The following is a 17,662-nucleotide window of genomic DNA, read 5'->3' on the forward strand; positions in this document are numbered from 1 at the left end:
AGGCTCGAGATGGCGTTATTAAATGTAGATAAGTTATCGGTGCATTTCGGCGACGTTGGCTCCGAATTCCGCGCCGTAGACCGCGTAAGCTATAGCGTAAGCCAGGGCGAGGTGGTCGGCATCGTCGGCGAGTCCGGCTCCGGTAAATCGGTCAGTTCACTGGCGATTATGGGGCTGATTGATTTCCCGGGCCGCGTGATGGCGGAAAAACTGGAGTTTAACGGCCAGGATCTGAAACGCATTTCGGAAAAAGAGCGCCGCAGCCTGGTGGGTTCAGAAGTGGCGATGATTTTCCAGGATCCGATGACCAGCCTGAACCCGTGTTACACGGTCGGTTTCCAGATTATGGAAGCTATTAAGGTGCATCAGGGCGGGAATAAGAAAACCCGCCGTCAGCGGGCGATTGACCTGCTGAACCAGGTGGGTATCCCCGATCCGGCTTCGCGTCTGGATGTCTATCCGCACCAGCTTTCCGGCGGTATGAGCCAGCGCGTGATGATTGCGATGGCGATTGCCTGCCAGCCGAAACTGCTGATCGCCGACGAACCAACAACCGCACTGGACGTGACCATCCAGGCGCAGATCATCGAGCTTTTGCTGGAATTGCAGCAAAAAGAAAATATGGCGCTGATCCTGATCACTCACGATCTGGCGCTGGTGGCGGAAGCGGCGCACAAAATCATTGTGATGTACGCAGGCCAGGTGGTGGAAACCGGCGAAGCGAAGGATATCTTCCGCGCGCCGCGCCATCCGTACACCCAGGCGCTGCTGCGTGCGTTGCCGGAGTTTGCGCAGGATAAAGCGCGGCTGGCCTCGTTGCCGGGCGTGGTGCCGGGCAAATATGACCGCCCGAACGGTTGCCTGCTGAACCCGCGCTGCCCGTATGCCACGGACAAGTGCCGCGAGCAGGAGCCGGAGCTGAACACCGTCGATGGCGGCCGTCAGTCCAAATGTCACTACCCACTCGATGACGCCGGGAGGCCGACACTATGAGTACGCACGAGGCCACCTCGCAACAGCCACTGTTGCAGGCTATCGACTTGAAAAAACACTACCCGGTGAAGAAGGGGCTTTTTGCCCCGGAACGCCTGGTGAAAGCGCTGGATGGCGTGTCGTTCACCCTTGAGCGCGGCAAAACGCTGGCGGTGGTGGGCGAATCCGGTTGTGGCAAATCCACGCTGGGTCGCCTGCTGACGATGATTGAAACCCCGACCGGCGGTGAACTTTACTACCAGGGGCAGGATCTGCTGAAGCACGATCCGCATGCGCAAAAGTTGCGTCGGCAGAAAATCCAGATTGTTTTTCAGAACCCGTACGGTTCGCTGAACCCGCGTAAAAAAGTGGGACAGATCCTCGAAGAGCCGCTGCTTATCAACTCGTCGCTCAGCAAAGAGGCGCGTCGGGAAAAAGCGCTGGCGATGATGGCGAAAGTCGGCCTGAAAACCGAACATTATGATCGCTATCCGCATATGTTTTCTGGCGGTCAGCGCCAGCGTATCGCTATCGCCCGTGGTCTGATGTTAGATCCGGATGTGGTGATCGCCGATGAACCGGTTTCGGCGCTGGACGTCTCCGTGCGTGCGCAGGTGCTGAACCTGATGATGGATTTGCAGCAGGATTTGGGGCTCTCTTACGTCTTTATTTCGCATGACTTGTCGGTAGTTGAGCACATTGCCGATGAAGTGATGGTGATGTATCTCGGCCGCTGCGTAGAGAAAGGCACCAAGGAGCAGATTTTCTCGAACCCGCGTCATCCGTACACGCAGGCGCTGCTTTCCGCTACGCCGCGCCTGAACCCGGACGAGCGCCGCGAGCGCATCAAACTGACCGGCGAGCTGCCAAGCCCGCTCAACCCGCCGCCGGGCTGCGCCTTTAACGCCCGCTGCAGCCGTCGTTTCGGCCCTTGCACGCAGTTGCAACCGCAGTTGAAAGACTACCGCGGGCAGTTGGTGGCTTGCTTTGCTGTCGACCAGGATGAAAACGGCGAAAAACCGCACGTTTAATCCCCACGTTATGCCTGGTGGCCCGGCGTTTAGCGGATCTACGCAATGTTGTAGGTCCGGTGATGGTGGTGCCATCAGGCATTATTGTTGGTGGCCTTTCCAGATAAACCTTCCTGCTTTATTTAGAAATTTCCAAAAAATAGCCTGAAACCCCGTGGTGAAATAATTACAACGGGAATAGTGAGTCAGAGAAATAACAACTATGAATATCTCTAATTATTTCAAATAGTAATGAAAAAATTAACAATGATTCAAAGGGTGCCAGCATATTTGTCTTTTTATTTATCATAAAAAGACATTTAAACTAAATAATTTATTTTAATAGTGAATATTATTTGGCGATTTTTGTTTAATGGCGTCATTTACACTTTAATAGAATTCGCGTGAAAAAAAGATGGCGCATCTATAGCCAATGTTTATATATTTGCTCAAATTAAACAGCGTTTTAGCCCCACTAAACTTTGGCACGTAAAACCAGGCTGAAAACCATCGCTGAAGCAATACTTCGTACCCGCGTAAAACCGCACCGCCGCAATTAAAAAACCATCACATGATGCTATCAGGACACCGATCCTGACGGTGATGGGTGCAATTTTATTTTGTAAATCATGAGAATAATTATGGGTCATTACGATGATTTGCAGAGGTTTAAGGATAAGACTCGCAATCAGAAGCACGATTTTAAGGATCTCTCCGCGCAGAACCTCGCGCAAGACCAGAGCAGTTGGGCAATCATTAATCAACTTTCTCCCGCCACGGATGAATCCATGCTGGCGATGGGCGGCCATGTGTCACTGCCTGTCCCGCAATCCGTCGATCCTGAGGTGTTTGCCGCGCAAGAACTTGCTGCGACGGTGGATGACGTTGCGCCTGCGCCTCCCTCTGCGCCAGGCTCCTCTCTGCTAAAAGACGTTGCCAGCCAGCTTGATGCGGTGGCTCCGGCATTCAACGCCGCAGCTTATGTGCCTGTGCCTGCAAGCGTTGCGCCTGTCATGCAGATGCCATCGCCTGCAAATCCTTCTTCGGCTCCTGTCAGCTATGCGCGCCTGTTCGCAGCGAAAGCGACGGAGGAGAAGCCCCGCGCGGACAAAAATCAGCCCTTACACTCGTTGTTAGAAAGGATCGCTTCATGCCGTTGATTTGTGTGTGTTCGCCGAAAGGCGGTGTCGGAAAAACGACACTGACGGCAAACCTAGCCTACGCCCTTGCCCGCGCAGGCAGCAAAGTGCTGGCGCTTGATTTTGACGTGCAAAACGCGCTGCGTTTGCATTTTGGTGTGCCGCTGTCGGACGGACGCGGCTATGTGGCGCGCGCGGCGGAGTCTTCCGACTGGAGCCAGTTTGTGCTCACTGCGGGCGGCAATATTTTCGTGCTGCCGTATGGTGATGTCACGGAAGAGCAGCGCCTCGCCTTCGATGAGCGTTTAACGAATGACGAGCATTTTCTGACGCGCGGCCTGAATACGCTGCTCAACTATCCGGGCTTGATTATCGTTGCCGACTTTCCTCCGGGGCCGTCTGCGGCGCTGAAAGCGATGTCGCGGCTCGCGGATGTGCATTTAGTCACGCTGCTGGCCGATACTGCCTCGCTCTCACTGCTGCCGTATATCGAAAATAACCGCCTTACCGGCGATGTGCTGAACCGCAAAGCGGGTCACTACTTTGTGGTGAACCAGAGCGACAACCGCCGGCAAATCAGCCGCGATGTTACCGCGTTTATGGAACAACGCTTGGGCAATCAATTGCTTGGCGTGTTGCACCGCGATGAAAGTGTCGCCGAAGCCAATGCGTCGCAGCAGTCGGTATTTGATTTCAGCCCGGCGTCCGCCGCGGCGTTCGATATCGAACTGATTGCTAAACGGGTCGCCGGAATTTTGGGCGTCAAAATCGGTGACGGCACGGTACACAACTCGCCACGCATGTCAGGCCTCTAACGTTTCGGGCAACGTATGAAAAAGTTTCTCTCTCTTTTGCTGGTTCTGGCAGTGCTGCCTGTTGCCCTGTTGGTGGTGATCACGCCCATGGACAGCCAAAAACAGTACATTTTTGGCCTGATCAGCATCGGCATTCTCTGTTTAATGGGCTTGAGCAAAAAGCGCAGTATTTCAGTGATCATGGTGGTGATGTCGGTGCTGCTCTCAACGCGCTATATCTATTTTCGCCTGACGCAAACCCTGCACTTTAATTCCGAAATTGAAACCATCCTCGGCATGGGGCTGTTTCTCGCGGAAGTTTATGTCTGGGTCATGCTGCTGCTCAGCTACCTGCAAACGGTCTGGCCATTGAAACGTGAACTCGTACAGTTGCCGGATGACATGAGCCTGTGGCCGACGGTCGATGTCTATATCCCGACCTATAACGAACCGCTGGATGTGGTGCGCGATACGGTGCTGGCTGCGCAGTGCATGGATTACCCGCGCGATAAGATGAAAATCTATCTGCTCGACGACGGCAAACGCAGTGAATTCGCCGTGTTTGCCGCCGATGCTGGTGTCGGCTACATCACCCGTAACGATAACGCGCACGCCAAAGCCGGTAATCTCAACCATGCGATGAAACTCACCAACGGCGAGCTGATTTGCGTGTTTGACTGCGACCACGTAGCGACCCGCATCTTCTTGCAGGCTACGGTCGGCGGTTTCCTGAAAGACCCGAAACTGGCGCTGGTGCAGACGCCGCACTACTTCTATTCGCCCGATCCGTTCGAGCGTAACCTCTCTGTCGGGCGCAATATCCCCAACGAAGGGGCGCTATTTTACGGCCCAATTCAGCAGGGCAACGATAACTGGAACGCCACCTTCTTCTGCGGCTCGTGCGCGGTGATCCGCCGTAGCGCGCTGGAAGAGATTGGCGGTTTTGCCGTAGAAACGGTCACCGAAGATGCGCATACCGCCCTGAAAATGCAGCGTCTTGGTTGGGGTTCGGCGTTTATTGATATTCCGCTGGCCGCAGGCCTGGCGACCGAGCGTCTGGTGCTGCATGTGATCCAGCGAACCCGCTGGGCGCGCGGTATGACGCAGATTTTCCGTCTCGATAACCCGTTGTTTGGCCGTGGGCTGACCATTCAGCAGCGCCTGTGTTACCTGAGCGCGATGCTTTATTACCAGTTTGCTTTGCCGCGCATCGCCTTTGTCACTGCACCGTTGGCTTACCTGCTGTTTAACCTGAATATTATTCACTCTTCGGCCAGTCTGGTGTTTGCCTACGCGCTACCGCACCTGTTCCTGGCGGTGTATGTGAACTCGCGGCTGAATGGCCGCTTCCGTTACAGCTTCTGGGGCGAGATTTATGACCTGGTGATGGCGTTTCACATTGCGCTACCAACCATGGTGACCATGCTGTTTCCCAAACGCGGCAAGTTCAACGTTACCGATAAAGGCGGGTTGCTGGATGTCGGCTATTTCGACTTCAGTGTGGTGCGCCCGCATTTGATCATTGCCTTGCTGCTGGCGGCGGGCGTGGTCGCCGGGATTGTCCGTGCCTGCGCGCATGACTACTTTGGTGTGGATCCGCGCGTTATTGTGCTGAACGTTGGCTGGGGACTGTATAGCCTGATCTTCCTGCTGGCGGCGATTGCCGTTGCGCGCGAAACCCGCCAGACGCGCAAAACTATCCGTATTGATGTCGATATCCCGGTGCTTATCCATTACGCCAGCGGGATCACCTCGCGCAGCCAGACGGCGGATTTGTCGATGGGCGGCTGCCGTATCGTGGCCCCGGACGATCGTCATCTGACTGATGAAATCGAAGCGATTGAACTGCTGCTGCAATCCGGCGCGATTAGTATTCCGGTGCAAACCGTCGCCAGCGACGAACAGCATATCCGCCTGATGTTCGACGATATTCCGCTATCGCGCCGCCGTGAGCTGGTGCGCGTGGTGCTCTCCCGCGCCGATGCGTGGATCCACCCGCCAAAGCCGCAGGACAACCCGTTCCGCTCCCTATTGACCATTGTGCGTTGTGTCTTTGACCTCTTCTGGCTGACGTGGAAATCACGCCGCGAAACCCGCCGTTTACGTGCGCAGCAGGCGGCAAAGGTCGCTCAGGAGGAGAGCGTATGAAACGGCTAACCACGCTTGCGGTACTGCTCGGCGCGCTGTTTATCGCGCCGTTACACAGTGAAGAAACGACGGTTGAATCGCTGCTGCCGCTGAATCTGCCGCCGCCAACAACAATGGCAGCCACACCGACATTTGTGCCGTCGGTGATGAGTAGCGTCAGCATCGCGCAGATGGGCCAACCGCAAGGGATAACCCTCAGCGGCGGGCAATTCCAGGGCGGCGTTGATTTTACCCTGCCGGTCGATCAGGTCATAACCAGCGCCCGGCTGGCGCTCAACCTGCGTATCTCTCCGGCGCTGGCGGCGCGTAACGCCACCATGCAGTTGATGCTCAACGGTCAGCCGCTCGGCACTGTGCCGCTGACGGCGACCGACAGCGACCTTGCCCGTTACCAGCTTGATATTCCCGCCGCGCTGATGGTCTCCAGTAACAGCCTCAGCGTTAAGATTAACGATGGCGATGCCATGCAGTGTCAGCGTGACCTGAATGACAAATATCGGGTCACTATCCTGCCGGATTCGCGCTTTGAACTGGAAGGGCAACAACTGGATATCGGCGCGGATCTGAGCCATTTCCCGCGCCCCTTCTTTGACGGCATGCAGATGTCTCCGGCGGCGATTGCTGTGGCATTCGCCTCAAAACTGAGCCCGGACGCGATTAGCGCCGGGGCGCTGATCGCCTCGTGGCTGGGTATTCAGGCCGATTATCGCGGCGTTTCGTTCGCGGCCTACCATGACCGTCTTCCGGAAAAAAACGGCATTCTGATTGGTCATCCCGGTGAGCAAATTGGCGGTTTAACGCTGCCGCAAACCAGCCAGCCGCTGCTGAAAATTATCGATAACCCGGCGAACCCGGTTTACAAACTGCTGCTGGTGGTGGGGAAAGATGAAAGGGAATTACGCGCGGCGGCCTGGCGTTTAACGCGCGGCAACTTTGCGCTGCAAACCCCAGCGGTGGATGTTGATGCGCAGACGATCCCGTTGAGCAAACCGTACGATGCACCGCGCTGGATCCCAACCGATCGTCCGGTGAAGTTATCGGAGCTGATCCGTAAAGATCAAAGCCTGACCGCCACCGGGATCTGGCATCCGCCGTTGCAGGTGGCGTTTCGCGCCGCTCCCGATCTGTTCTTGTGGGACGGTGAAACCATCCCGCTGCATATCGGTTACCGTTTCCCGACGGAAAACTGGATTGACGAGCAACGTTCGTGGCTGAGCATGACCCTGAACGACACGTTCCTGCACAACCTGCCGGTCAATAAGCAGGGGGCGCTGGAGACGCTGTGGCACAAGCTCGGTGGCGATGCGCGCCAGGAGCAGTTTGATATGCCGCTGGAGCCGTACATGATTTACGGCGACAACCAGCTTTCACTCTATTTCAACATCGTGCCGAAAAAGAACGCGCCGTGCAGCACCTTGCTGAATAACAACATTAAAAGCCGCATTGATGACGATTCGTGGATCGATCTCAGCCACACCCGCCACTTTGCGCTGTTGCCGAATCTTTCCTATTTCGTCGGGGCTTCTTTCCCGTTTACCCGCCTGGCGGATTACTCAGAAACGGTCCTGATGCTGCCGGTCAACCCCAGCGAAACGCAGATCGCCACGCTGTTTGATATGGCGGCGCGCTCAGGCAACGCCACCGGAACCGCGCTCGGTCATAACCGCGTAGTGTTTGGTGTACCGACTGGCGGCAGTTTTCTGGAGCTGTTGCGTGACCGCGATGTGCTGGCGGTAAGCGGTATGGATCAGCATGACTTTAACCGTGCGCTGCTGGCGAATTCGCCGTTTGTCACCCACGACAGCACGCTGGGTGTACGTGAGCCTTCCAGCTGGCAGAAAGTGCAGCGCTGGATAGCGGGCGACTGGGCGGCAGAAGGGTTGGAAGCCGATCGCTACTTCTCTTCTAATGAAGCGTGGCGCGGCTTTATCAGTTTCCGCTCGCCATGGAACGATGCCCGGCTGGTGGTGCTGGCGCTTGGCAGCAACGATGAGCAGTTATCGCATCTGCATAACGATCTGGCTTCGGCAAAAATCAACGCCGGCATTCGCGGCGACGCCGCCATCATTACCAATGAAAACGGTGTGCGCAGCTTCCGCGTCGGCGAGCAGTTCCCCAGCGGCGAAATGCCGCCGCAGATGAAAGTGGTCTGGTACGCCAACCAACACTCGGCGCTGCTGGCGATCCTGAGCCTGCTGGTCGGGTCGCTGGTGGGTGGCATGGTGTATCGCGTGCTTAAAAAGCGCGAGCGTAAACGTCTGGATGCGGGGAACAGCAAGTGAAAAGGGTGACAATAATGCCTAAAAAAACCGCCCGTCGGCTGACAACAATTTGCCTCTCCGGCGTGCTAACGCTGGCGACCTCCGGCATCGCGCAGGCCGCGCCGAATGATGCGGCGCTGAAGGCGTTGTTTGATCAGGCGAACTACTGGCACGAAAAGTCCCACGACGACCTGGCGATGGAGTCGCTCAAAAAGGTGTTAATGGTCGATGCCAATAACACCCAGGCGATGTACTTAATGGCGCTGTGGGCACAGCAAAATGGCGATTTGCAAGCCGCCGCGCAGTGGCGCGCCAGGCTGGCGAAAACCGCGCCGGACGATAGCGGTTTGCAGGCGCTGGATAACGCAAAACAGTTGGCACAGGTGCCGCAAGGGCAGTTAACGCTTGCTCGCCAGCAAGCGCGCAGCGGCAATGTTCCGGCGGCGCTGGAAACCTGGCGCAACCTGTTCAATGGCGACACGCCGCCGCCGAGTCTCGCGCCGGAATACTATTTGACGATGGCGGGCGATAAAGCGCTCTACCCGCAGGCGCTGGCGGAAATTCAGCGCTTCGTCGTCCAGCATCCGCAGGACAATGCCGCCCGCGTGGCGCTGGGCAAGATGTTGACCTGGCGCGAAGCAACGCGCCGCGACGGGATTTTGCTGCTGGAGCCGATGGCCAGCGGCAATAAAGAGGCGGATGAAGGGCTGCGTCAGGCGCTGCTGTGGCTTGCGCCGCAGGCTGGCGATGAGCGCTTTTACGATACCTGGTTGCAGCGCCATCCGCAGGATAGCGAGATGCAGGCGTACTACCGTAAAAATGTCGGTGGCAGCGCGAAAGGCGCAGGCTTTACCGCGCTGAATAGCGGCGACAGCAATGCCGCAAAACGCCAGTTTGAGCAGGTACTGCAAACCAACCCGGAAGACGCCGATGCACTGGCAGGCATGGGGTATATCGCCCAGCGTAACGGTGATTACCAGGCGGCGGCACAATATCTGAACCGGGCGGCGAGCCAGGGGGGCGAGGCTTCTGCAGAACGTAAAGCGCAGGCGGAAGACGCCGCGTTTTATGGCCAGCTGGCGCAAGCACAGCAAGCGTTAAAAATGGGCAATGTCAGCCAGGCGCTGGCACTTTCCGCGCCGCTGGCGCAGCAGAGCGGTGAGCGAGGCACGGCCGCCAAACTGTTCCGCGCCGATGTGCTACGCCAGAACAAAGATTACCCGCAGGCGGAACAAGCGCTGCGCGAGATCCTCAACGAGCAGCCACAGAATGCCCCGGCGCGGGAAAATCTCTACTACGTGCTGCGCGATCAAAACAAAGCAGCAGAAGCGCAAAGCATGCTGCGCACGTTACCGGCGAGTTTGCAGGAAAAACTGCAACCGCGCGTGGTGACGGGGACGCCTGGCGACCCGCTGCGTCGGCAGGCGCAACAACTGGCAGCCAGCGGAAATACGTCGCAGGCCATTGCCGTGCTGCGCCAGGGCGTGGCGCGCCTGCCTGATGATCCGTGGTTGCGCCTTGATTTGGCGCGTTTGCTGCAACAAGCGGGTCAGGAAAATGAAGCCGCGAGCGTGATGCTGCCCGCGCAAAACCCGCGAGCCGGTGCCAGTTCGCTGTACGCTGCCGCACTGTTCGCCAGTGAAAATGGCGGCTGGCAGCAGGCCAGTTCGCTGCTGTCACGTATTTCGCCCGCCAGCCAGAACGGCCAGATGCGCGACCTCGCGCAGCGGGTTAATTACAACCTGCAAATGGCGACTGCCGAGCGCTACCTCGCGCAGGGCAATATGACGGCGGCAGCCAATACCCTGAAAGCGCTGGCGGCCACACCGCCGAAAAGCCCGGTCGATGCCGGGAAACTGGCGCGCATGCTGGCACAGACCGGCGATACCACTACCGCTGTTGCGCTGGTGCGTGAAAACATGAAACAGGGCGTGCAGGGCAACATCGGCGATTATGCCGATCAGGTTGCGGTGCTTAACCAGGCAGGGCTTAACCAGGAGGCGCAAGCCTTTGTTTCCCGCCCGGATGTGCAGGCGCGCAGCACGCCAGCCCAGCTTGCCGGGGTGCGTAATGGTTATGTGATCAACGAAGCGGATCAACTGCGTGAGCAGGGCAATTATGCCGCCGCCTATGACAAGCTGATCCGCGCGTTGCAAAACGACCCGCAGAACACGGATTTGATGTTCGCGATGGGGCGTTTGTATCAGTCCGGCAAGATGAACAAAGAAGCGGGCGTACTGTATGACTACCTGATGACGCGCGACAGCGAGGATCAGGCAGCGCGCGTCGGTGCGATTGATGTCGCGCTGGCGGAAAATAACGTCGACAAAGCGCAAACCTTAGCCAGTGGCCTGCGCAGCAATAATTCACCGGATCGCTTGTTGTTGCTGGCGCGACTGGAAGAGGCGAAAGGCAATCATCAGCAGGCGATGACCTATCTGCGCAGCGCGCGCGGCAAGCTGGTGGGGCTGGAGTCGAATAACAGCGCGGCAACGCCGACAATCGGCGGTGTGCTGCTGGCGGATAACCCGTTTACCACCACCAGTAAAAGCGCGGCGCCGCAGTCGCTGTACGGGAAAACGCTGCCGTGGCAAGTCGCTCAGGTGGCGCACGAACCGGGCAGTAATTTGCCGGGGACCACGCGTACCGATCTGCCGGTCGAAACGGCGCAAACGCGAACGCTGCGCCAGGTCGACGACATGATGCAGCAGATGAACGAGAAAACCGGCATGTGGTTGCAGGGCGGCGTGGAAATTCGTGGCCGCGACGGGGAAACCGGCACCAGCAAGCTGACGGAAGCCAAAGCGCCGCTCACCTGGTCCAGTTCACCGTTTGGCGATGCGCGTTTTGAATTTACCGCCACGCCGGTTTCGCTCAGTTCCGGCAGTGCTAACGGTGATGCCTGGCGGCGTTATGGTGCGAACCCGCTAGCGAATGGCGTAGCCAATATCGCCACCTCCATTAAAAACGCCAACAGTTCTATCGCCACCGACGGCAGCGATAAATTTACCGATCTCGCCGGTTATGCTGATGCCAGCAAATTGTCGCCATTTACCGAAACGGGTTACGACAATCTCACTTCGCTGCTGTCATCGAGCCGTCTGAAGAGTTTGAGTGAATCAAACTATAAGACCAACTATAGCGATCCGATTAAGTCTTCTACCGATTCGCAAAACGCCAGCGGCGTTGAGCTGAATATGGCGCTGAGCGGCGACAGTTATAAGCTGGATATTGGCAGCACGCCGCTGGGGCAGGATTTAACCTCGCTGGTCGGCGGCGTGAAATGGTCGCCGAAACTGACCAATTACCTGACGCTTATCCTGACCGGCGAGCGTCGCGCGGTGACCGACAGTTTGCTGTCATATGTTGGGCTGCGGGACGCTTACTCCGGCGAGCGCTGGGGGCAGGTCACCAAAAACGGCGGCAGCGCGCAATTAAGCTACGATGACGGCGATGCCGGGTTCTACATTGGCGGCGGCGGGTATAGCTATATCGGTAAAGATGTGGCGAGCAACACCAGCGTGAACGCCAATGCTGGCGTTTATCTGCGCCCGTGGCACGACGATTTCCGCCAGTTACAGACAGGGCTGAGCGTTGGCTGGATGAACTACTCGAAAAACCTCAGTTACTTCACTTACGGCCAGGGCGGTTACTTTAGCCCGCAAAACTACGTGAGCGTGTCGCTGCCGGTTGATTTGTCGCAGAAAATCGATAACTGGAACCTCAGTATTGGCGGCGCGGTGGGCTACCAGTCCTATACGCAGGACAAGAGCAATTATTTCCCCACAGAACCGGAAGCACAGAAGATGCTGCAACAGCTCGCCGATATGGGCTTTGTAAAAGAGGCGCAGTACCAGGGCGGTTCACAGAATGGCATTGGCTATAACTTCCATGCCGGGCTCGATTACAACGTGAATAAAAACATGTCGGTAGGTGGAAAAGTCGGTTATGACACCTTCGGCAGTTACAACGAAAGCACCGCCGGGGTTTGGCTCCGGTACATGCTGGGAGACAAATAATGACAACCAACACTGCCAACACGCTGCTGCTTGGCTATTTCCAGCAGCAGCAAACGCCGCCGGGCTGGTTTGATTTGCTGAGCGTGATGATTGACGGCATGGTGAGAAATGTCGGCGAAGCGGAAAGCCTGCCGTTTCTGCGCCAGATGGGCGAAGCATTAGCGGACCGTGTGCCGCTTCCGGCGTCGGCGACGGTCGGCGAGCTGGAAGCGAATATTAACGCGCAACTGGCGGTGTTCAACTGGGGGTTTATTGATATCGAAACCACGGAACACGGCATGGCGTTTCGCCACCAGGCACTGCCGGTGGCGCGTGAAGAGGCCTACCAGACCCCTTGGTGCTATGCGTTTTGCGCCATTCTTGAAGGGCTTTATTCGCGCTGGCTGCAAAACCAGGGCGGCGAGGCGAGCCTCGTGTTTACCCGCGAAAGGCTCTATTCTGTGGCGGATGTTCTCTTCCGTTACGCTAACCCACAGTGAGTTTGCCCATGTTGAAGCGCGTTTTCACCGCGATGGTGGTGATGGTGAGTCTGCTATTTGCATCCGTTTCCCAGGCCGCTGGCGCCTGGGAGAGTTATAAAGCGCGGTTTTTGATGCCGGATGGTCGCATTGTCGATACCGGCAACAAAAACGTCTCCCACACCGAAGGTCAGGGTTTCGCTATGCTGATGGCGGTCGCCAGCGACGACAAAGCGGCCTTTGACAGCATGTGGGGCTGGACTAATAAAACGCTGAAGAACAAAGCCAATGGCCTGTTTTACTGGCGTTATAACCCGGTGGAAGCCGATCCCATCGCTGATAAAAACGATGCTACCGATGGCGATGTGCTGATAGCCTGGGCGCTGTTAAAAGCTGGTGAGCGCTGGAATAACGCCGCGTACCTTGCCGCGTCCGATGCGATTACCCAGGCGGTGCTCAAGCATGCGGTTATCAGCTTTGCGGGTTACCGCGTGATGTTACCGGGTGCCAATGGTTTTAACCTCAACACCTATGTAAACCTGAATCCGTCCTACTTTATTTTCCCGGCGTGGCAGGCTTTCGCTGAGCGCAGCCATCAGGTGGTGTGGCGCGATTTGATCAAAGACGGGCAAACGCTGCTTGGCAATATGGCATTTGGTAAAGCGCGCCTGCCGACGGACTGGGTGTCACTCTCGGCGGACGGCAAACTGAACCCGGCGAAGGAGTGGCCGCCGCGCATGAGCTACGACGCCATTCGTATTCCACTGTATGTGAGCTGGCAGGATCCGCACAGCGCGCTGTTAACCCCGTGGCGTAACTGGTGGCAGGGTTTTAGCCGCAGCCAGACACCCGCATGGGTGGATGTGGCGACCAACGACAATGCGCCGTACAACATGAATGACGGTTTACTGGCGGTGCGGGATTTAACGTTGGGTGGAACGCCTGTACAACCGCAGATCACCGCGCAGGATGATTACTACTCCGCCAGCCTGAAAATGCTGGTCTGGCTGGCGCAGCAGCGCTAAAGCGATAACCTCTCCCCGCCAGGGGAGAGGTTTGCAGGATCACTGCGGGTAGGGCACCCAGTCACCGCCGTTCAGGCGAACATACGGCTTATTCTGGTACTGCAACACAATGGCGTTGGCGTTTTCGGACACCGGCGCGGTTTGCGGCAGATTGCTGGTCAGTTGCTGCCAGTTGACGTTGTCCTCGGTAAAGATTTTGCCATCCAGCACGCGGGTAACAATCTCGGAGATAGCGAGGAAGCTGCTCGGCTGCGTAATGGTTATCGGCGCACCCTGATGCGGGGATTTCATACCAAAGAATTTAATCGCCGTTGGCACGTTGGTAATCGACGGGCTTGGGATATCGCGCAGGCCGGAAACCTGCATTTTATCGCCCTGTAGCGCTGCACCGTGCTCCGGCACCAGCACCACCATCACCTTACGCCCGGATTTATCCAGTTGCGTGAAGAACGCATCCAGCTCATCAAATAACTTCTGCGCGCGCAGTTTGTAATCGGCGGTTTTGCGATTGCCCGGATAGTGGTTGCCATCGTGCAGCGGCAGCAGGTTGTAGAAAGTCGCGGTGCGCTTGCCCTCTTTAAAGGCATCTGACTCCATCCAGCGGTTCAGTACCGCGGTGTCGTCATAAATCGGCGAGCCATCAAACGAGAGCAGCACCGGCGGCAGACCCGCCTGGTTCATCAACGGCGCTTGCATACCGCCGTTGTCGCGCACTTCTTTGAGGAAACCGCCGAACTCACCGTTGTGGTCCATCATCAACTGCTGGCTGAAGCCGAGTTTCGACAGGTTATCAAACAGGTAGCACTGCGTGTTGGCCTGCTGGTAGAGGTTTTTATGCGACGGCTGACCGCAGCTGGCGCGCAGCAGGCGAATCGCCGCCGGGCCGCTGTAGGCGGTCGCCGAATTGAAGTTTTTGAACTCAATATCAAAGTGCGACCACAGCGGGTGCGACGCCAGACCGGCAGCTTCAATATCGGCCCATGAGAGGGAACAAATATTGATGAACAGCAGATCGAACGGTTGGGCGTCTGCCGGAAGTTGCGCCGGGAAGGTGCTTTGGCGCTTCTCTTCTGCCGCGTAGAAACTTGCCAGCCACGCGTTCAGATTCTCTGAAGTTGGCGGCGCGGTTTGTGCGGGAATATCGCCAACCACCGGCGTATCGCCCGCCGCTGCGACCGTTGCCGCCGCCGAACCGCCAGTGGTGGTGATGGTCGTGGTCGGTTGACCTGCGGGCCACAGACTAAACGCCGGCCCGGTCAACGTCAGTACGTTTAACCAGATCATAATCGCAACGACAAACACGGTGACGCGGATCCACTGCGACAAGAACAACCAGGCAATTAGCATCACGAAAATCGCGCCAATCATCTGCCAGTTGATAAAACGTGTTACCAGATCCCACAGGTAATCGGCGCTGAAGCCCGCGACCTGCGAGCCCTGGCTCATCATGCTTTCAAGACCCGGCAGCCAGGTGTCGTGCCAGAACAGACCGAAACCGATGGGAATGGCAACCCAGTGGCGTAAGCGATGCAGGCGGACGCGCGGCAGCGGCATCAGCAGAAAAGCCATAAACACCAGATTCAGCAGCGGGTGAAAGTTAAGGTAGCCCGCCCACAACAGACCGAATTTCACCAGAAAATAGAAATTCCAGCCGGAAAGACCGCGCCAGTATTGCCATAATGGCGAAGGTGTTGAAGTGGTCATAGTATGATTAGTCATGTTTTCGGTCTGCCTTGACGAACGATTCCCGGCGCAGCACGCCCGCCGGTTTTACATAGCGTGGTTTGGTAAACAGTATGCGCAACGCGCTGCGGATAGGGCGTATCCAGTGGCGTGTAAGGTAGCCCAATGGGAAAAAGATCAGGGCGCAAAGCACCACAAGCTGAATAATATCGCTGACTGACATCATGATGTGCGCTCCGTGGCTTCACTGAATAACCGCAACGGTTCCGGGATCCGACGCCAGCTTGTACCGTCGTGCTCAGCGTTAATGATTTTCTTCCCGGCTACGGTGACGGACAGCGGTTTCGCCCATTTCTCCGGTGACAGCGTGCGCATTTGCACTAACTCTGCGGCAATCTGGTTATCTTCAAACCACACCACGCGATTAGAGAAAATATCTGCCGTGGGCAGCGGGAAAATGTGGTTTAGCGCCGTGTCGAGATCGTTAACCCGGCAGAACGACAAAAACAGCACCAGACGATTATCGCCGAGGCTGACAATATCGCCCACGCGGTTTGGGCGGCACAGCGTTAGCGCTTGTTCAACGCGGATGCCTGGCACCGGGCGCAACGCGACCAGCACTCCTTTGCCATCGGCGGGTAACAGCGGGTTATTGACCATATTCCCGACGGCGTCGCAGAACACGTTCCACGGCTGAAAACCACGCAGTTTTAGCGGCTGAGTCATGGACAGTAATGTGGTGATATCTTCCGGCACCAGGCGGTTAAACTGCTGGCCCTGCACACTTTCAATCAGCGTCAGACAGCGGGAAAGGGGCGCATTCCACGGGATCACCATATTGGCGCCACAACCGAGCAACAGGCGTTCGTCGGTAGCACGCAGGCTGGCCTGGCTTTCACGGACAATGATTTTTAGCCCGCTGCCACGCTGGCGGCGCAGCGTGTGCACCTGGCGTGCGAGGTTATCGATTTGATTGTTCCGCGCAAGGGTGAAAATCAACGTCGCTGCCTGGCTGGAGCGCGCTTCTTCAAATAACGCTTCGTTGGTATCAAATAATGTCCAGTGTTCCGACAGCGGCGGTGCGCCTTCCAGCACGGCGACATTACTTAATATGCGTTTCTCATCGCTGCGGGGTTGCACTGACGTTTCTTCTTGTTGCGCAAGTTGCCAGCGATCTTGATGATGATTAAGCACTAATTGCTGGCGCGCACTAATCCCTTTCTCATTACACCACCAGGCAACATCATAAAGATGCATATCGTTTCGGTAGCGTAAACTTGCTAGTCCAAACAACGAACGATATTCACTCATTAAAATGGATGATTGTTTGTCGTTATTGTTGCCAGGGTTAATAACCAGTAAGGAACATTTATGATATTTCGCCCAGGCATGAGTTCTTTCTAACCATTGTTGTAAATCAGGCGCCGATATATTCTGCCAGGCATTATTTGCGCACAGCAGAATCAGTAAATAATTTTCAGGTTCAAATGAACAAAGCAAGTCGCGGGCAAAAAAGTATAGACCATTGTTCTGATTTGGCATGGTGAAAATTCTGATTTTATCAGGACCCTGCTCTTTATCTAACTTAATGATTTTCCGCAGGTCATGACCCATACCGATTGCCGCTACCAGCGCGTCTTTATCCTGGGCCGCGAGCGTTTGATTTATCAGGCTTATTGCATCTTTTTCACGATCGGTATTTACCCACCAAACGCCGCCCGCAGGCATATGACGCAATTCGTCCCATAACGACTCAATGCCGATAGAAAATATGGGCTCCACGATGTCCCTCTTGATGCAAAATTGTCTGTATCTCAGTTTACTAGCGAAAGCCGAGAAATAAACCTAACATTGAAATTAAAGAACATCAGATTTAGCATGTAAACGAATTTTCTCGGGGTACGATGCCTTGCTATATCTGTACATGTATTTCTATTCAAAGGGATCGGGCCAGAATGCATAACAATGAACCCAAAACGCAGTCAGACCCTACTCTGGGCTATACATTCCAAAATGATTTTCTGGCGTTAAGTAAAGCATTTTCATTGCCTGAAATTGATTACGCCGATATTTCCCAGCGAGAACAGTTGGCGGCGGCATTTAAGCGCTGGCCGCTGCTGGCAGAATTAGCCCGTCAACAATAAGGGATAACC

13 protein-coding genes are annotated in these 17,662 nt (G+C 56.2%); 10 read left to right on the top strand and 3 right to left on the bottom strand.

All coding sequences use genetic code 11. The annotated features are described in order from the left end of the window. Positions 1–9: 9 nt before the first annotated feature. From dppD to C813_RS23935, 9 genes are all read left to right on the top strand, one after another. On the top strand, positions 10–993 hold the full coding sequence (dppD, locus tag C813_RS23895; RefSeq protein ID WP_017458246.1) for a dipeptide ABC transporter ATP-binding protein: 984 nt from the start codon (positions 10–12) through the stop codon (positions 991–993). Further along, positions 990–2,003 (top strand): dipeptide ABC transporter ATP-binding subunit DppF, encoded by a 1,014-nt coding sequence (gene dppF, locus C813_RS23900; protein WP_017458247.1) that lies wholly within the window; start codon positions 990–992, stop codon positions 2,001–2,003. Before dppD ends, dppF begins: the two co-directional genes overlap by 4 nt. 620 nt (positions 2,004–2,623) lie before the next feature. Further along, positions 2,624–3,142, top strand: coding sequence for a cellulose biosynthesis protein BcsO (gene bcsO / locus C813_RS23905; protein ID WP_017458248.1), 519 nt, complete (start codon positions 2,624–2,626; stop codon positions 3,140–3,142). Continuing rightward, the gene (bcsQ, locus tag C813_RS23910; protein ID WP_017458249.1) at positions 3,133–3,936 is read left to right on the top strand and encodes a cellulose biosynthesis protein BcsQ; all 804 of its coding nucleotides are present in this window, start codon (positions 3,133–3,135) and stop codon (positions 3,934–3,936) included. The genes bcsO and bcsQ overlap by 10 nt, the downstream gene beginning before the upstream one ends. Before the next feature lie 15 nt (positions 3,937–3,951). Continuing rightward, entirely contained in the window at positions 3,952–6,063 is a 2,112-nt protein-coding gene (gene bcsA / locus C813_RS23915; protein ID WP_017458250.1) for a UDP-forming cellulose synthase catalytic subunit, read from the top strand. Further along, the gene (gene bcsB / locus C813_RS23920; RefSeq protein ID WP_017458251.1) at positions 6,060–8,345 is read left to right on the top strand and encodes a cellulose biosynthesis cyclic di-GMP-binding regulatory protein BcsB; all 2,286 of its coding nucleotides are present in this window, start codon (positions 6,060–6,062) and stop codon (positions 8,343–8,345) included. Before bcsA ends, bcsB begins: the two co-directional genes overlap by 4 nt. 14 nt (positions 8,346–8,359) lie before the next feature. Next, entirely contained in the window at positions 8,360–12,343 is a 3,984-nt protein-coding gene (locus tag C813_RS23925; RefSeq protein ID WP_017458252.1) for a cellulose biosynthesis protein BcsC, read from the top strand. Beyond that, positions 12,343–12,822: a cellulose biosynthesis protein BcsD gene (gene bcsD, locus C813_RS23930; protein ID WP_017458253.1), complete on the top strand. Its 480-nt coding sequence runs from the start codon at positions 12,343–12,345 to the stop codon at positions 12,820–12,822. Before C813_RS23925 ends, bcsD begins: the two co-directional genes overlap by 1 nt. Positions 12,823–12,830: 8 nt before the next feature. Continuing rightward, positions 12,831–13,826: a glycosyl hydrolase family 8 gene (locus C813_RS23935; RefSeq protein WP_017458254.1), complete on the top strand. Its 996-nt coding sequence runs from the start codon at positions 12,831–12,833 to the stop codon at positions 13,824–13,826. A 39-nt stretch (positions 13,827–13,865) separates the two neighbouring features. Here the strand turns inward: C813_RS23935 and bcsG are convergent, their stop codons facing one another. From bcsG to bcsE, 3 genes are read right to left on the bottom strand one after another with little or no spacing between them, the layout of a single operon-like run. Then, positions 13,866–15,545: a cellulose biosynthesis protein BcsG gene (gene bcsG / locus C813_RS23940; RefSeq protein WP_017458255.1), complete on the bottom strand. Its 1,680-nt coding sequence runs from the start codon at positions 15,543–15,545 to the stop codon at positions 13,866–13,868. Continuing rightward, entirely contained in the window at positions 15,538–15,735 is a 198-nt protein-coding gene (gene bcsF / locus C813_RS23945; RefSeq protein WP_017458256.1) for a cellulose biosynthesis protein BcsF, read from the bottom strand. Before bcsF ends, bcsG begins: the two co-directional genes overlap by 8 nt. After that, on the bottom strand, positions 15,732–17,291 hold the full coding sequence (gene bcsE / locus C813_RS23950) for a cellulose biosynthesis c-di-GMP-binding protein BcsE (protein ID WP_017458257.1): 1,560 nt from the start codon (positions 17,289–17,291) through the stop codon (positions 15,732–15,734). Before bcsE ends, bcsF begins: the two co-directional genes overlap by 4 nt. A 173-nt stretch (positions 17,292–17,464) precedes the next feature. Here bcsE and bcsR point away from each other — a divergent pair, with 173 nt between their 5' ends. Then, entirely contained in the window at positions 17,465–17,653 is a 189-nt protein-coding gene (bcsR, locus tag C813_RS23955; RefSeq protein ID WP_017458258.1) for a cellulose biosynthesis protein BcsR, read from the top strand. The last annotated feature ends 9 nt before the right edge of the window (positions 17,654–17,662 follow it).

The sequence above is a fragment of the Kosakonia sacchari SP1 genome (genome assembly GCF_000300455.3).
GTDB classification, from domain to species: Bacteria; Pseudomonadota; Gammaproteobacteria; order Enterobacterales; family Enterobacteriaceae; genus Kosakonia; species Kosakonia sacchari.

Coding starts and splice junctions, on each gene's coding strand:
- dppD (WP_017458246.1), top strand. CDS start 10: ATGGCGTTATTAAATGTAGATAAGTTATCGGTGCATTTCGGCGACGTT.
- dppF (WP_017458247.1), top strand. CDS start 990: ATGAGTACGCACGAGGCCACCTCGCAACAGCCACTGTTGCAGGCTATC.
- bcsO (WP_017458248.1), top strand. CDS start 2,624: ATGGGTCATTACGATGATTTGCAGAGGTTTAAGGATAAGACTCGCAAT.
- bcsQ (WP_017458249.1), top strand. CDS start 3,133: ATGCCGTTGATTTGTGTGTGTTCGCCGAAAGGCGGTGTCGGAAAAACG.
- bcsA (WP_017458250.1), top strand. CDS start 3,952: ATGAAAAAGTTTCTCTCTCTTTTGCTGGTTCTGGCAGTGCTGCCTGTT.
- bcsB (WP_017458251.1), top strand. CDS start 6,060: ATGAAACGGCTAACCACGCTTGCGGTACTGCTCGGCGCGCTGTTTATC.
- C813_RS23925 (WP_017458252.1), top strand. CDS start 8,360: ATGCCTAAAAAAACCGCCCGTCGGCTGACAACAATTTGCCTCTCCGGC.
- bcsD (WP_017458253.1), top strand. CDS start 12,343: ATGACAACCAACACTGCCAACACGCTGCTGCTTGGCTATTTCCAGCAG.
- C813_RS23935 (WP_017458254.1), top strand. CDS start 12,831: ATGTTGAAGCGCGTTTTCACCGCGATGGTGGTGATGGTGAGTCTGCTA.
- bcsG (WP_017458255.1), bottom strand. CDS start 15,545: ATGACTAATCATACTATGACCACTTCAACACCTTCGCCATTATGGCAA.
- bcsF (WP_017458256.1), bottom strand. CDS start 15,735: ATGATGTCAGTCAGCGATATTATTCAGCTTGTGGTGCTTTGCGCCCTG.
- bcsR (WP_017458258.1), top strand. CDS start 17,465: ATGCATAACAATGAACCCAAAACGCAGTCAGACCCTACTCTGGGCTAT.